Source organism: Spirosoma flavum (assembly GCF_042686045.1).
Taxonomy (GTDB): Bacteria; Bacteroidota; Bacteroidia; order Cytophagales; family Spirosomataceae; genus Spirosoma; species Spirosoma flavum.
Genome location: NZ_JBHUOM010000019.1, coordinates 80,382 through 96,040 on the forward strand (window position 1 = coordinate 80,382; position 15,659 = coordinate 96,040).

10 protein-coding genes are annotated in these 15,659 nt (G+C 46.8%); 3 read left to right on the plus strand and 7 right to left on the minus strand.

Annotated elements, in window-relative coordinates; translation table 11 throughout:
• Positions 1 to 25: 25 nt before the first annotated feature.
• Positions 26 to 2,446, minus strand: coding sequence for a PAS domain-containing sensor histidine kinase (locus tag ACFS25_RS17455; protein WP_381503623.1), 2,421 nt, complete (start codon positions 2,444 to 2,446; stop codon positions 26 to 28).
• A 288-nt stretch (positions 2,447 to 2,734) separates the two neighbouring features.
• On the opposite strand from ACFS25_RS17455, the gene ACFS25_RS17460 reads away from it, so the two are divergent.
• A complete protein-coding gene (locus ACFS25_RS17460) occupies positions 2,735 to 3,223 on the plus strand; it encodes a low affinity iron permease family protein (RefSeq protein WP_381503625.1) in 489 nt (162 codons plus the stop codon).
• 24 nt (positions 3,224 to 3,247) lie between these two features.
• Here ACFS25_RS17460 and ACFS25_RS17465 read toward each other — a convergent pair whose 3' ends face one another.
• From ACFS25_RS17465 to ACFS25_RS17490, 6 genes are all read right to left on the minus strand, one after another.
• Positions 3,248 to 4,165 carry a YihY/virulence factor BrkB family protein gene (locus tag ACFS25_RS17465; RefSeq protein WP_381504561.1) on the minus strand — a complete coding sequence of 306 codons (918 nt, stop codon included), beginning with the start codon at positions 4,163 to 4,165 and terminating at the stop codon, positions 3,248 to 3,250.
• 73 nt (positions 4,166 to 4,238) lie between these two features.
• Positions 4,239 to 5,162 (minus strand): SMP-30/gluconolactonase/LRE family protein, encoded by a 924-nt coding sequence (locus ACFS25_RS17470; RefSeq protein ID WP_381503627.1) that lies wholly within the window; start codon positions 5,160 to 5,162, stop codon positions 4,239 to 4,241.
• 61 nt (positions 5,163 to 5,223) lie between these two features.
• Complete coding sequence (locus ACFS25_RS17475; RefSeq protein WP_381503628.1) at positions 5,224 to 6,060, minus strand: ThuA domain-containing protein; 837 nt, start codon at positions 6,058 to 6,060, stop codon at positions 5,224 to 5,226.
• Positions 6,061 to 6,187: 127 nt separating this feature from the next.
• A complete protein-coding gene (locus tag ACFS25_RS17480) occupies positions 6,188 to 7,363 on the minus strand; it encodes a Gfo/Idh/MocA family protein (RefSeq protein ID WP_381503630.1) in 1,176 nt (391 codons plus the stop codon).
• 98 nt (positions 7,364 to 7,461) lie between these two features.
• The gene (locus ACFS25_RS17485) at positions 7,462 to 8,856 is read right to left on the minus strand and encodes a putative oxidoreductase C-terminal domain-containing protein (RefSeq protein ID WP_381503632.1); all 1,395 of its coding nucleotides are present in this window, start codon (positions 8,854 to 8,856) and stop codon (positions 7,462 to 7,464) included.
• A 91-nt stretch (positions 8,857 to 8,947) separates the two neighbouring features.
• Positions 8,948 to 10,369 carry a Gfo/Idh/MocA family protein gene (locus tag ACFS25_RS17490; RefSeq protein WP_381503634.1) on the minus strand — a complete coding sequence of 474 codons (1,422 nt, stop codon included), beginning with the start codon at positions 10,367 to 10,369 and terminating at the stop codon, positions 8,948 to 8,950.
• A 233-nt stretch (positions 10,370 to 10,602) separates the two neighbouring features.
• On the opposite strand from ACFS25_RS17490, the gene ACFS25_RS17495 reads away from it, so the two are divergent.
• Both ACFS25_RS17495 and ileS read left to right on the plus strand, forming a co-directional pair.
• Positions 10,603 to 12,003 carry an OmpA family protein gene (locus ACFS25_RS17495; RefSeq protein ID WP_381503635.1) on the plus strand — a complete coding sequence of 467 codons (1,401 nt, stop codon included), beginning with the start codon at positions 10,603 to 10,605 and terminating at the stop codon, positions 12,001 to 12,003.
• A 173-nt stretch (positions 12,004 to 12,176) separates the two neighbouring features.
• Positions 12,177 to 15,635 carry an isoleucine--tRNA ligase gene (gene ileS, locus ACFS25_RS17500; protein ID WP_381503637.1) on the plus strand — a complete coding sequence of 1,153 codons (3,459 nt, stop codon included), beginning with the start codon at positions 12,177 to 12,179 and terminating at the stop codon, positions 15,633 to 15,635.
• Positions 15,636 to 15,659 lie beyond the last annotated feature (24 nt).

A 15,659-nucleotide genomic window follows, 5' to 3' on the forward strand; every position in this document is an offset into this window, starting at 1 on the left:
CTATCGACCATTTTCTGATTTCGATTCAGCTTCCGGCTGGCAGATACACCTGAAACGTACTCCCTTCGCCTAATCGACTCGTAGCCGTAATTACACCGCCATGGTTAGCGGCTACTCTCTGAACAATAGCCAGACCGATACCCGTACCGGCATATTGACTCTTGCCATGCAAGCGTTGAAATACCTGAAAAATGCGATCCACATACTTCTCATCAAAACCAATTCCATTGTCTTCAACGCAGATAAGATGATAGTTGGCCGTCTGCCGTGTCGGTTTAACGCTGGCTGGCAAATCCGATTCGGCAACTAGTCGGGCGCTAATACAAATATGTAATTCATTTTTCGGCTGGCGGAATTTCAACGCATTAGAGAGTAAGTTTTGAAAGAGTTGCCGTAATTGAGACTCGTCGCCCTTTACACTAGGCAGCGACTTGATTTGTAGGTTCGCATTGGCTTCCTGAATAGCAACGTCCAAATCGTCGATTACCCGTTCTATCACTCGGTCAAGAGGAACATCAGTTGTAATTTGGGAGTTTGCCGTAATTCGGGAGAAGGTTAGAAGATCTTTAATTAAAATAGACATCCGTTCGGCAGCCAGCTGCATCCGCTGTATGAGGGTAGCTCCTTCGCCCAATCGATCGGCGTACTGCTCCTGTAAAAGAGTACCGAAGGACTGAATCTTCCGTAAAGGCTCCTGCAAATCGTGCGAGGCTACGAAGGCAAACTGTTGCAGATTGTCGTTAGCCTCTATTAAATTTTTGTTAAGCGCTTCAAGTTTAAGCTGGGTTTGTTTAAGCTCGGTAATGTCAAGAAAGGATAGAACCAGCAATTCACCCTGGCGGACGCCCTGCACCTGATACCAAATATCGTACCCATCCTGCGTATAATGATTGTGGTACCGAAGGGGTACTCCGGTTTGAGCCAGTTCCAGATAGCGTCTCCAGACACTGCTGTTCTTAATAGCAGGGAATACCTCCAGCATAGTGTGGCCAATTAAATCGGTAACCTGCAGGCCCGTCATGCGCAGGGCCATCTGGTTGATCAATTCGTAACGCAAATCAATAACGTCGCCGGTTGCTTCATTGCGTATGATGGAATAGAGTGCAATGGCCGTCAGCGCACTATCAGTTACAAACCGAAGCTGATCGGTTTGTAACTCGACCAGACTATTAGCTTGCTGCAGAGCTTGGGTGCGCCACTGGACTTGTTGCTCTAACGCCTGAGCATACTGCTTCTGCGCTGTAATATCTTTCGCAATACCCCGTAGTGAAAAGGTTGTATCTTCCGGGCTACGTTTAATAATGCGCCCCTGTGCGTGATACAGCCGCTCCTGACCCGTTTGTCGATTCAGCGCCCAATATTCAATATCCAGTGTGGCATCTACCCCCTTATTTATTGTTTCATATAGAGCGGTTTCCAAAACGTCCCGGTCCCGAATAACATTGAATAACTGAGCTACATCAGGTATTTCATCAGGTGTAAACCCTAGCCAACCTTTGGCCCGCTCCGAGAGTTGTATCGTTTCTTCAGCAATGTTTACATCAAAGGTGCCTAGCTCTGCCAGTTCGATAGCTTCCCGTAAACGTTCTTCACTGGCTCCCAGCAACGATAGTAGTTTTTTCTGTTCAGACTGCGCTTGTAGTTCGGCGGTAATATCCTGTACAATACTAATGAAACTGTCTGGCCTACCCTCCCCATCCCGAATTAAGGCCGAACTAACCTGCCCCCAAACAAGTCGGCCATCTTTACGCACATAGCGCTTATTAAATACATACGAGTTCGTTTCACCCCGTAACAATTGCTGAATCAGGAACACATTTTCTTCCATATCGTCGGGATGAGTGATGGACTCAAAATGTTTATCGATCAGTTCCTCCTGCGAATAGCCGACCAAATCAGCGAAGGCTTTGTTGATGAGCTGAATATTGCTCTGAGTATCCAGAATGACCACGCCGACGGATGCGTGTGTGAATGCCATTTGAAACCGCTTTTCAACCGTTTTCAGGGTAGCCTCTTTGCGCTTTTCTTCCGTAATATTCTGGGCGGTACCTGAAAAATAATCAGCGGCTCCCGATGATTGTTTAGTTACCCGGCCAGTAATGCGTATCCAGCGTATTGTATCATCAATTGGACTGGTGATCCGGTAATCGATCGTTGTGGGTTTACCCGTTTGCTGACTAGGTGGGTTGGTTAGTGCGGCCCGCAGATTGTCTATGTCCTGGGGATGAATACGGGATAGAAACTCGTCGAATGGAATAGATTTCTTTGGCCAACCATAAATTTTCTGGCATTGCTCGTCCCAGAGAATACGATTTTGCTGTGGAATCATAGTCCACAGGCCAATACCAACGGCTTCTAAAGCAGAGCTTGTCTGTTGTTTAACTCGCTGAAGTTCTTCTCTTAGGGCGAGTAACTCCTCGTCAGCGCTTTTATAGTTGCCTGTCATTCAGGTAGAATCAGAAATATCACGCCAAATTAGTAGAAAAAAAAAGTAATCGTCAAGTCTTTCATTCAGGAGAAAAGCAACTGATGGTTGCAAACCAGACACAGCTTTTATAGAGGCACAACGACTTAAACGGAAGCTTGTTCAATAACCTTTTCTGCGTTAGGGAATGCCTAAAAAAACGTATGATTAACAGGAAGGGATAAAAAGCGGTTAAACCTTGCAAAAGATGCCATCATTCTGTTTCATTTATGCGAAGTTTGGCGTTGAATAAATTAACACCTTATAGTAATGGAAAGCCAACAACAACCTTCACAAGCTGTTTCTAAAAGCATTTTTGAACGTTTTTCCTCCACCGTAGCTAAAGCAACAGGTAGCTCAGCGGCTTTTCTGATCGCTTTAGCAACTGTACTTATATGGGCTATAACTGGTCCTATTTTTGGCTATTCTGAAAATTGGCAGTTGATCATTAATACTGGCACAACAATCATTACCTTTTTGATGGTGTTTTTAATCCAAAAGGCTCAGAATAAAGAGTCAATGTCTGTTCAATTAAAACTCAATGAACTCATAGCCGCTACAAAGGGAGCCAGTAATCGATTGGTATCAGTGGAGAACTTGACAGAGGAAGAATTATTCGTGTTGCAACAACACTACCAGACGATGGCCGATATAACTAAAAATGCCTCTGATCTCCGTCAGTCCCATTCTATTGAGGAAGCGATTAAGGATGCCTCCGAAAAACTGGAAGATGAATCTGGCACAGGACATACTTTGTAAATCTGGTACAGATAAACCTCAATCCTACTCAACATTTTTATCGTTTGCTGGCTCGATCTCAGTAATGGTATAGGCTATGGCATGGCTAGTAGGCTCGGCGGATAAATGGGTCCATTCGCTGTACTGACGAGTAAAGGCTGCTCCATAGTAGAAAATTAAGGACGCGTAAAAAACAAACAGAAGCAATAAAATGATAGCCCCCGACGTGCCATACATCGATCCAATCTGGCTATTAATCAGCAGATGATTTAAAATACCTTCACCTACTTTAAAAAGGCCGCTTGTAAAAAAAGCACCTAACCAAACCGCTCGCCACGAAATTCGAACATCCGGCAAAAACTTAAACAGTATGGCAAACCAGACCATGCGGATAAATATTGATACGACATGATGCCCAAGGTTAGCGATACTGTGGTGATAAGTTAGTGAAGAAAAAGATAACTCAGTACCCAGTTGGGCCATCAGTTGCTCCAGCGCTATCGACGAACTGAACAATAAGCCGGAGCCTAAAATGATAGCCAGAGCAATCAACTTGTCGGTCAGAACATGCAAAAAGTTTCGACCCGGTTTACTTTTAATATTCCAGAGTTGATTGAGTGAGTTTTTAAGGATGGCAAATAAGGTAGTTGAGGCCAGCAGCAATAAAACAAAGCTGAGTACAGTAAGGAGCAAACTGGGCTTAGGAAACTGTAAGCGATGCGAGATATCTTCTAACTGATTTGCACTTTTAGGACCAAACAGGTCAGCTAGTTCATTGAATAACTGGCCGCTAACGCGCTGATAACGGTCATTGAAAAGTTGGCTGAGTACGCTGCTGAGGATAATGACAATGGGTGGCAAGCCGAAAAAGGCAAAAAAAGCAGTAGCCCCAGCCATACGAACGGGGTCATTGGCCTGCAAGTTGGTAAACGCTTGTTTTAGAAGCCGGAAGACAGGCACCACTTTTTTCAACAGCTAAACGATCTACGTGTATTAGAGTAACCTTAGGTTTAGCTGTAGAGTTTACGGATACCTGCTACTCGACGCCCTTTACTTGCATTTGAAGCGTATAAACAGACTCCGATGCGGTGATAAATAAAAGGCTCCGGTCTTTTCCGCCGAAACAGACATTACCAACCCAACCAGATGGCACCGCAATAGTCTCAATTTTTTTGCCTGTCGGACTGTATACGGTAACACCTTTGCCTGTCAGATAAAGATTTCCCCGATTGTCCAGCGTCATACCATCAGACCCCTGGCTAACGTAAAGCTGGCGGTTGGTTAAGGTACCATCCGACTGTATCTGGTATTTGTACGTTTTGTTGTCCCTGATATCCGCCACATATAAATATTTACCGTCGGGCGTGCCAGTAATTCCATTAGGCTGCTTTAAATCACTATCAACAACGATAGCCTCTTTCTTTCCTTTCGGCAGATAATACACTTTCTCCCCATCGATATCTGGCTTTTTCCGATCCCAATAGTCGCGCTGGTAATAGGGGTCTGTAAAATAAATCCCGCCTTTTGGTTCAATCCATAAATCATTCGGCCCGTTGAGCCGGTGGCCTTGAAAATCGGTGAGCAACACGGTAATCTTTTTATCTGGGCTGATGGACCATAATTCATCTTTTTCATCGGCGCAACTGATTAGATTCCCTTTTTTGTCGAAATACATGCCATTAGAGCGGCCAGCCTTATCCATGAAAAGAGATAAGTTTCCATCAACGCCATATTTCCAGATTTTATCATTAGGCTGGTCGGTAAAATAAATAGCTCCGGTCTTATCAGGGGTTGGACCTTCGGTGAATTTAAACTGACTGGAAATTTTTTGAAGCGTAGCATTTGCCGCAATGATGGTTTCGGAATCAGCCCGTGGCATAGTGGTTGATTGGCTAAATAAATCACAGGATACGGTTAAGAGGAATGCCAGTGTAAATCCAATTTTGGTGTACTTGTTCATAAAATAGAGTTAATGGGAAGTAGCCTTTTTAAGTCAATTTTTCGCGCAGTTGTCAGTAAACTCACCGAATTGGTGTGTCTCTCGAATCAGCGTAGGCTTTACTGAAATCAATCGTTGTTACTTGTCCGGCCACATAACGGATACCCTGGTAAATGTGCCGGATAAACATAGGATCGCGTTCGTAATCTGTTTTAGCGTGACCAAGCGTGGTACACCAGGTATAGCCACCATCAAAATTATAGTACCAGGCCGATGGATAAAGTTGCGTATAAGACCCGCCGAATGTTTTTACTTTTTCCGGTTCATCCTGATTGAGCGATGTTAACTCATTCGCCATAATGACCGTTGGACCGGGCGACATTTCCTTAGTGAAATAAAACTCATCTTCCCGCTCCCATACCTTCGGCAATCCCTGCATCGATGAATTTTTTGAATCGATAACGTCAACGTTAAATTTCTGAAACTTAGGATGCCACGCAAACGTGCCACCAATCATCCGCTTAAACCAGGACCAGTTTCGCTCAGTTCCCATTACGGAATGGATGCCCACAAAACCACCACCAGCTTCGATATAGCGCCGAAAAGCCAGTCGCTGGGCATCCGTATCGAAAACGTCGTTGTTCGTACTTGGAAAAATCAGGAGGGTATATTTCTTAAGGTTATCTTCGGTGAAGCTAGTTGGCTGGTCGGCCACATCGACCAGAAAACCATTCTGCTGGCCAAGTTTCTGTATGCACACAACCGCATTAGGAATGTTATCATGGACGTACCCTTTGCCATTTTTCGTATAAACCAGCACCTTGACTTTTTTCCAGTTAACGTTCTGACTCCGGCCAACACTTATGGACAGCAAGCATAAAAACAATCCTAAAAGCCATACCGTACTAAATCGATTCATCTTCTGCGCCTGGTTGATGAATCTATAAGCACAACTTGGCAATTATCTACGCGTGACCGTCGATTCATGGTCAATGGGTAACCGTTGACCGTATTACTTCTTTCTAACTTAGCAAAAGGAATGAATCTCACTTATTAAGATGAATCGTTTGTGCCTGTTTCTGCGCCTTGAGTGCCAGTTCTGTTGCCAGGAAACAATGCTCCTGCGACATGGCCGTTTCGGTTCGATTCAGAATGTCATCTACAAGTTGTTCGCCATAAGGCAGCGGCTCTTTGCTGCAATCCAGATAACGCGTTTCCTTCTGGTCCGTTATAAAAAGATGGTTTCCTCCCTCCCGTCCACCGGGGTCAACATTCTTCCGAATCTCGATGAAGCCTTCGGTACCAAGGATTGTTAATCGGCCATCTCCCCAACTTTTCAACCCGTCAGGTGTAAACCAATCCACCCGAATATAGCCCATTCCGCCATCCCCACGAAGCATGACATCGCCGAAATCTTCAAATTTGGGGTATTGCTGGTAGTGAACATTACCGACCTGCGAGGCCACTATATCAGCTTTTTTCGAGCCTGTGAAGAACAGAAACTGGTCGAATTGATGTGAACCAATATCGCAGATAATGCCCCCAAAGCGCTCACGATCAAAGAACCAGTCTGGTCGGAATTTTGGCGTCATTCGGTGGGGACCCAAGCCAATCGTCTGAATAACACTGCCAATGGCTCCAGCTTTAACCAGTTCGCCAGCCTTGACCGTTGCCCGATTCTCGAACCGCTCGCTGTACATAATCGAGTAAATACGCTTGGTCTCTTTCTGCACACGACGCACCTCGGCGAGTTGTTCGAGAGTAGTAATGCCGGGCTTGTCAGCCATGTAATCTTTACCGGCGCGCATTACCCGAATACCGATAGGCGCGCGCTCATTAGGAATGGCAGAACTGAGAACGAGTTGAATTGATTTATCGTCAAGGATTTCCGTTTCACTTTTGGCCTGCTTTACCTGCGGGTATCGCTTGGCAAAGGCGGCAGCTAAATCAGCTTCTTTGGCATAAAAGGAAACGAGTTCGCCACCTCCTCTTGTTACGGCTTCAACTTGACTGTAAATGTGGCCGTGGTTCATGCCAATAACAGCAAACCGAATCCGAGATGCTACTGGTTTCCCTAAACGATCTCCCGGTGATCCACTACTTAGGTTAATGGGCGCACTTATCGTCTCACTGGCCAGTGTTGGCAACGCAACTAAGCCAGCCGCGGTAGCAATAGATCCCTTGATAAACTGACGCCGATTGGCCGCTTGTGATTCGTTCATATCTACTTGTTAATGAGCAAGTGTCGAATTGACTTCCAGAGTAAATTTTGTAGTTAATTCTCCATTCCTGTTTTCAGGAGCGGGGCCGGGGTGAAATACTATTTTGCCTTCTTTGCCAGCTCCAGAGCCTGTGTTGTCGTATAGTATTTGGCAATCATATTAGGGACTTCCCAGGTGGGCATTTTACCCGCTTTCAGGTAATCCAGATACTTCTGGGCAACCCGACCGAAATGCGCTTCGTGGCCTTCTTTATATGTTGAGGGAATAATCACCTCCCAACCTGAAGCTACCTTCTTTACCTCAACGCCCGGAAATTCCTGCTGGATTTTCGGCAAAACAGCTTTCAACGAAGCCTCCAAATCCTTATTTCCGGTAACAGCCTCAATATACAAGGTGGGTTTATATTGCTGAGCCGCTGCCTGTCGAATAACCAGATTGGCTTTGGTGCCACGCATGATCGAGTAGTGGGTGTCGCCCGCTCCTGCCGGTGCTTTATACGCCCAGGTCACGGATACTTTGGCATGGATACCCCGAAGCTGGTAGTTAATTTCACCGTTGCTATACACCCGAAGAATACTATCGTTCACTACGTCTTTTTTGAGATAATCCGGAAACGAGTTCTGCTTGGTGATGGCTTTAAACTGGCTCAAACTCATATCTGTTGTCCAGCGCCGGGCCGATGTCAGGCTAATATCTTTCTGGTAGTCAATGATTTGTTCTGGGAAACATTCCCACTGTACCAGATCAACTAAGTGCGTGGTTACGTCTACGATGCCTTCGCCCTGTTGCGCTACATCCATGAACCAGGACGGGCGGGTTAGAATACTCCCCGACACATCCTTATAGAAATGGTGAACGCTCTCTTTCGTAACAGCGGGATTACCGGGCGTTCCTTTTTCCAATGTACCAAATAACCCGGCTTGCCTGGAAAATGCCCGTTGCAGCATGGTAGATATTTCGTACCGCTCCGTCATAATATCGTAGAGCAGCACCTTGTTTTTCTCGGCTGTGGCAAACGATTCTTTCAGCTGATCAAACGTTGAAGCGTTAATGACCATCGGTTTATCAGCCAATACATTAAAGCCAGCGCCAACAGTTTTTTGAATGTAATCGCTTTTCAGCCGGTTATTCCCCGACATCACAACCACATTTTTGGCGTTGCCTAACGTGGCCCGATCAGCCAGCATTTTATCCAGAAAATCAGCGCCTTTATATACGTCTTCTTTCCAATGGGTTGGATTGTCAGGGCGGGTATTATACCCCTGAATTTTGTTGAGGTGTAACTGTAAGTCCTGGCCTTCGGGCGCATACACATGCACCACCGAATCGACACCTTCGTACATCATTTTCTGCACTAATGCGGCATGAAAATGACCAGGGTCTAACGTAATTAGCCGGATTGCAGCAGGATCTTTTTCGCTCTTCTCCGACGACTGACAGGCGGCAATCAGCGTAGCCATAAATAGGCAAACAACGGTGGGTATCAACTGCATTGATGGTGTTTTTTATCTAATCTGTGACACTTCAACAGAGGCTTTACGTCTAGTGTCTAAAGCCTCTGTTGAAGTGTTACTAACTTGCTCCTTAATGACTTTTAGCCGATGCCAGCATCTTAATGGCATATGGAGCCCGTTGCGGACGAGACAGAAGTTTGTTGGCTTCGGGGTCGTTTTTGAACTGCTCTTTTTTGGGGTCCCAGTAAAGTTTCCGGTTCAGTTTCATGGCTGCGTGGTGCAGCAAACAAGCCGAACACGACCGGTGGCCTACTTCAGCCGGGGCGATGGGCGGTTTTCGGCTGACAATACTCTCCAACCAGTTGCCGTGGTGTTCTTTACTAACGGTTAGATGAACCTCGTTTGGTCCAATCACCGATGTCATAATTTTGGGGTCACTGGCGTCGAGTTTTTTAGCCGCATTTTGTTTAGCTACGGGATCACTGGCGGTTACGGCTGCATCGCCCCGCGATACAAATATCCAGCCCTCAGTTCCCTCGAACTTAATGCCGTTGGGTATCTCATTGCTCACAACCATGTGTACACCGTTTTCGTACATCGCTTCTGTGCGAAAGATGCCGTGTACATCCCACAAACCGTGTTTTGGAAAATCGGCTTTACCCCAGATTTCAACCGGGCCAGTATATTCCGTGTTCATAGCCCAGTGCGCCGAGTCAACATGGTGCGCCCCCCAGCCGGTAATCATTCCCGCGCCGAACTGCTCGCAACGAAGCCAGCCGGGACGGTCGAAGTCAGCCTGGGGATGCACCCGTTTTTCAGTGTAGTAAACTTCTGGTGTCGTCCCCAACCACATGTCGTAGTTCAGGTTTTTGGGGATGGGCATTTGTGGTTCCTCATTGCCCGATGGATCACCGGGTAACCCGACATACACGGTTTTCAACTGCCCGATGCGTCCATTGCGTACCAACTCAGCAGCGTACCGAAACTGTTCAGACGACCGTTGCTGACTCCCAACCTGCACAATTTGGTTCGACTGTTTAACGGCATCGGCCATCATACGCCCTTCGGCAATAGTGAGCGATGCCGGTTTCTGCATGTACACATCCTTTTTGGCCCGCACGGCATCAATAACAATGGGAGCATGCCAATGATCGGGCGTGCTGACAAGTACCGCATCAATATCTTTGTTCAATAACAGTTCACGGTAATCGGTATACACCCGAACGCCATCGTAATCCTTACCCGCTTTCTTGGCGTAAATACTATTGACCAACTGTTTAGCTTCCTCTGCCCGCTTACTGTCCAGATCGCAAACGGCCATAATCAGTGCATTATCGTACTGCCATACGCCCGGCATATCGTGCCCGCGTGAGATACGCCCCGTACCGATAGCCGCGACGTTAATTCGATTGCTAGGAGCGTTTTTTCCAAATACCGAAGCGGGTACTATAGTTGGAAAACCGTTGAGGATCGCTGTAGAAGCCAGGGTTCCTTTAGCCGCCAAATCGAGGAATTTTCGTCGAGAGACAACTGATTTTTTTTCGGGGGACATACGCGCAGGAGTTCAGAGTCTTTTCCTATTATGTAGTAAGATTCAGCCCACCAATTTTTACTATTCCTTTACTTGTTTAGTAGGTCGATTCTCAAAAACTAAAGTTTATACCGGCCTACCGTAACCATTGGCCTGGTAAAACCGTCTCATAGAAATAGCCGATTAAATGTTCATTCTGAACTGTGACAATGAAATTTTTCGTCAAATATCCCGTTCTTTACCTCTGATTAATAATGCCTTATATAGTAAAATCCATGCGGAAACGCTACCTTATTTTCCTCTTTTTGGCAGGACTGACTTCGTCCTGTATGTTTGGCTCTTATCCATCCGGGTATCCCTCAGGTGGTGGTCAGCAATATCCATCCGGTAGCCAACAATCTCCCGACGATACCTATCCCAACACCAGCAATCAGCCAAGCAGTAGTCGCCCCGCCGACCCTGGGGTGACGGTGAACAGCATCCGTTTAACAAGAGATTACACCATTGTGAATCTGACCTATACGGATAATGCCAAGCCGAGATACGACCGAAACGGAAGACCGACATCCACAGGAACTATTGGTTTCGACCCGGCAGGCTATTTGGTTGGGGCCAATGGAGCGCGAACATTTGCGTTTGTGAAGGCAGAAGGAATTCCATTAAAAAAGGAACAAATCGATCCGGCTACCGGAAGAAAGGTGCTCGTCGGTAGGAATACTTTCCCCGGTGATGTAGTCACGTTTACGCTTTATTTTGAGCGTTTAGACAAAGGACTGGAGAACTTTGATCTTTTTGAATGTAACACTGATCAATATGTTTGCTGGAACATCTATAACTTATATGTGAATAATCCGGCAGATCAGGTTGTCTATGCCCCCCAAACTACGCCAACACCCACTCCGTCGAAACCCTTGCCGACCAAAAAACCAATGACGCTCCCCCAAACATCGGGCGAATCCGGCGGTGAGATGGAAACACCTAAACCAGAAACGCCAAAGGCCAAACCAACTCCTGCACCAGTACCCGTCCCCACTTTAATAGCCGTGTCGGGTGTGGTCAGTGATGCAAAAAACAAAAGGCCCGTTACGGCTACCATCGACTATCAACTTTCGTCCAGCAAACAGGCAATTGATTCTGTTCAGAGTTTTGCCTCAACGGGCGCCTACCGAATGAGCCTGGTAAAAGGACAGGTTTACACATACATAGCATCGGCGCGGGGTTATCAATCGAGCAGTGGCGTTCTGGACTTGAGCAAACTGGCTGGGGGTCAAAAACTCACGCGCGATATTACGCTAACACCTTTAGCCGTAGGCGATAAGGTGACACTCAAAAATATTTATTTCGAGATGTCGAAGTCGGATTTGCTATCGGCCTCTTACGCTGAGTTAGATCAATTGGTGTCAATGATGCAGGGCAACCCCAACATGACCATCCGGCTCGAAGGGCACACCGACATCATTGGTGACCACGACAAGAACCTGCAACTCTCGCGCGACCGGGTGATTGCCTGCCAACGCTATCTGGTTCAGAAAGGCCTCGACATTGACCGGATTCAGACTATCGGCTATGGCGATACGAGACCTATTCTGACCAAAGGCACCGACGATGAACGCAAAGTGAATCGTCGAGTTGAGTTTGCGATCCTGACGATTTGAGAGGATTCAACCCTCTTTCTTAAAAAGCGAACCACAGCGGTTCGCTTTTTTGTTGCCTTCTGATAGAGCTTTATAGGATCAGACAGCCTGTGCTGTCTATTTACTTATCTTTGCACTTATTTTTTAACCGCACAAACATTCTCGTATATCAACACGAGACCAACTTGCGCCGTATGATCCTCTCAGACGTGAAGTATCAGCAATATGAGTCCCTCGATTACGCAAAGATCGCAGCCGAGGTTTTAACGTATTGGAACCAGAATCAGGTTTTTGAACAATCCGTTGCTATCCGCGAAGGAAAGCCCAGTTTCACATTCTACGAGGGTCCGCCCTCAGCCAATGGCGCACCGGGTATTCACCATGTGATGGCCCGGACGATAAAAGATATTTTTTGTCGGTATAAAACGCTGCAAGGCTTTCAGGTTGAACGCAAGGGTGGCTGGGATACGCACGGTCTGCCCATTGAGTTGCAGGTCGAAAAAGAACTCGGCATCACCAAAGATCATATTGGTAAACCCGAATCAGAAGGGGGCATCAGCGTTGAGGATTACAACCGCAAATGCCGGGAAACAGTCATGCGCTTCACCGACCAGTGGAACGACCTGACCCAAAAAATGGGCTATTGGGTAGACCTTGATAATCCATACGTAACTTACAAAAACGAGTACATTGAGTCGGTCTGGTATCTACTCAAACAGTTGTATGACCAGGAGGTGGATGGCAAGAAAATGCTCTACAAGGGCTATTCCATTCAACCCTATTCGCCTAAGGCTGGTACCGGTTTGAGTTCGCACGAGTTGAACATGCCCGGCACCTACAAGGATGTTCGCGACACAACTATAGTCGCCCAGTTTAAGGCTAAACTCACTGGCAAATCGGCCTATCTCTTCGATGCAGCTGATTCTGACGATATATTTATTCTTGCCTGGACGACTACCCCATGGACATTGCCCGCCAACTCGGCATTGACCGTTGGCGCAAACATCGACTATGTATTGATTAAAACTTTCAATCCTTATACCTTCTTACCAATCAATGTGGTATTGGCGAAGGCATTGGTGAGCCGGTGGTTTAACGAAAAAGGGCATCAGGATAGCGTGAATAGTCGGGCTTTCGTGGATTATCTGCTCGATGATGATCGGAGTGCCGGAGCAATCATCCCCTGGACTATCATTGATATACCGGGTTTCAAAGGCGATCACTTAGAGGGAATTGAGTATGAACAACTCATGCCCTACGTTACACCTGAAACGCCCGCTTTTCGGGTAATTCTGGGTGATTTCGTCACGACCGAAGACGGAACGGGAATTGTTCATACGTCGCCAACCTTCGGAGCCGATGACTTTCGGGTAGCACAGATTGCCGGAATTCCAGCCATCATGGTGAAGGATGAAACCGGGAAAGACGTGCCTATCGTGGACAAACACGGCCAGTTTGTTGCCGAAATCACGGACTATGCCGGGAGGTATGTGAAGGAAGAATATTATTCTGACGAAGAACGTGCGGATCCGGATTTCAAGCCGACTGACGTGCTCATCGCCATTAAATTAAAGGAGGAAAACAGAGCCTTTCGGGTCGAGAAATACGAACACCCATACCCACACTGCTGGCGAACCGACAAACCAATTTTATACTACCCGCTCGATAGCTGGTTTATCCGCACAACGGCCAAGAAGGATCGGCTTGTCGAACTGAATAAAACCATTAACTGGCAGCCCGAAAGTACGGGAACGGGACGCTTTGGTAACTGGCTCGAAAACCTTGTGGACTGGAACCTCAGCCGTAGTCGTTTCTGGGGAACTCCATTACCTATCTGGCGGTCAGAATCGGGTGAAGAAGTTTGCATTGGGTCGGTTGCTGAATTGACAGATCATGTTCAAAAAGCACAATGGAGTGATGCGCTCACCGATGATCAACGGATAAAGAATGGTGCTTTTCTAGAAAAACTTTCGTCAGGTGATCACGACCTCCATCGACCTTATGTTGATGAAGTATATTTTGTTTCGGAGAGCGGTAAAGTCATGCAGCGCGAGTCTGACCTGATCGACGTTTGGTTCGATTCGGGAGCGATGCCGTATGCGCAATGGCACTATCCGTTCGAGAACCAGGACGTTTTCAAAAAGTCGTTCCCTGCCGATTTTATCTCCGAGGGTGTTGACCAAACACGGGGCTGGTTCTTCACGCTCCATGCCATTTCGGTTATGCTGTTCGACTCGGTGGCATTCAAAAACGTGGTCTCAACCGGCCTAGTGCTTGATAAGAACGGCAACAAAATGTCGAAACGACTGGGCAATGCCGCCGACCCATTCGCGACACTGGAGAAATACGGTCCCGATGCCACACGCTGGTACATGATCACGAATGCAGAACCCTGGGATAATTTAAAATTCAACACAGACGGTATTGGTGAAGTGCAACGAAAGTTGTTCGGTACGCTATCGAATACGTACAACTTCTTTGCTCTTTACGCGAATCTGGACCAGTTTTCGTTTGTCGGGCGAACAGTACCCGTAGCCGAACGATCTGAACTTGACCGTTGGATTTTATCCAAACTACAATCGCTTATTCTGGAAGTTGAGCAGCAGTTTGACAGCTATAATCCAACCAAAGCGGGTCGGGCTGTACAAGATTTTGTAAACGATCAGTTGTCGAACTGGTATGTCCGGTTATCACGTCGCCGTTTCTGGCAAGGCGAGTTGACAATCGATAAACAAGCAGCTTACGAAACGCTGCACGAATGCCTAAGTACCGTGTCGCAGTTGATGTCGCCCATCGCGCCTTTCTACGCTGATTGGCTTTATGGTAACCTAAATGAAGGCACTACATCTGTACACCTGACTAATTTTCCTCAAGGCGATCATGCGTTGATCGACGCGGAGTTAGAACGCTCGATGGAATTGGCCCAGCAAATATCATCGTTGGTACACTCACTTCGAAAAGGCCACAAATTGAAGGTTCGGCAACCCTTGAGCCGAGTGCTGGTTCCCGTTTTGAACGCCGATACGCGCCGTCAGATTGAGCACGTTGCGCCAATCATCATGTCGGAGGTCAATGTAAAAGCAGTTGAATTTGTGGACGATGCCAGCGGTCTCCTCAAGAAAAAAGTTAAGCCGAATTTCAAAGCGCTTGGTCCCAAATTTGGGAAACAAATGAAGGACGTTGCAGCCACCATTACGGCCATAACTCCCGAGCAGTTGAAACAACTGGAACAAAACGACAGCTTACAACTCGGCATTTACAACTTACAACTGACTGATGTTGAGATATCTACCGAAGATATTCCGGGCTGGCTCGTAGCGAGTGAAAGTGGACTGACGGTTGCGCTGGATGTGACGGTGACCGACGAATTGCGCCGTGAAGGCATCGCCCGCGACTTTGTAAACAGAATTCAAAATCTACGGAAAGATCGGGGATTTGCGGTTACTGATAAGATTATCATCCAGCTCGAACGTAATAATGAAGTTTTGACCAAAGCAATTGAAGACGCAGAGACTAAAGCCTATATTCAGCAGGAAGTCCAGGCCGTTTCTCTTGAACTGGTTAGTGATCTGAACGATTTTTCGACTGAATCTATGGCAGCAGAAATTGAGATGGACGAATTTCAGCTGCGTCTTAAAGTAGATCGAGCATAAGCATTTCATCCTTTAATACAGTAA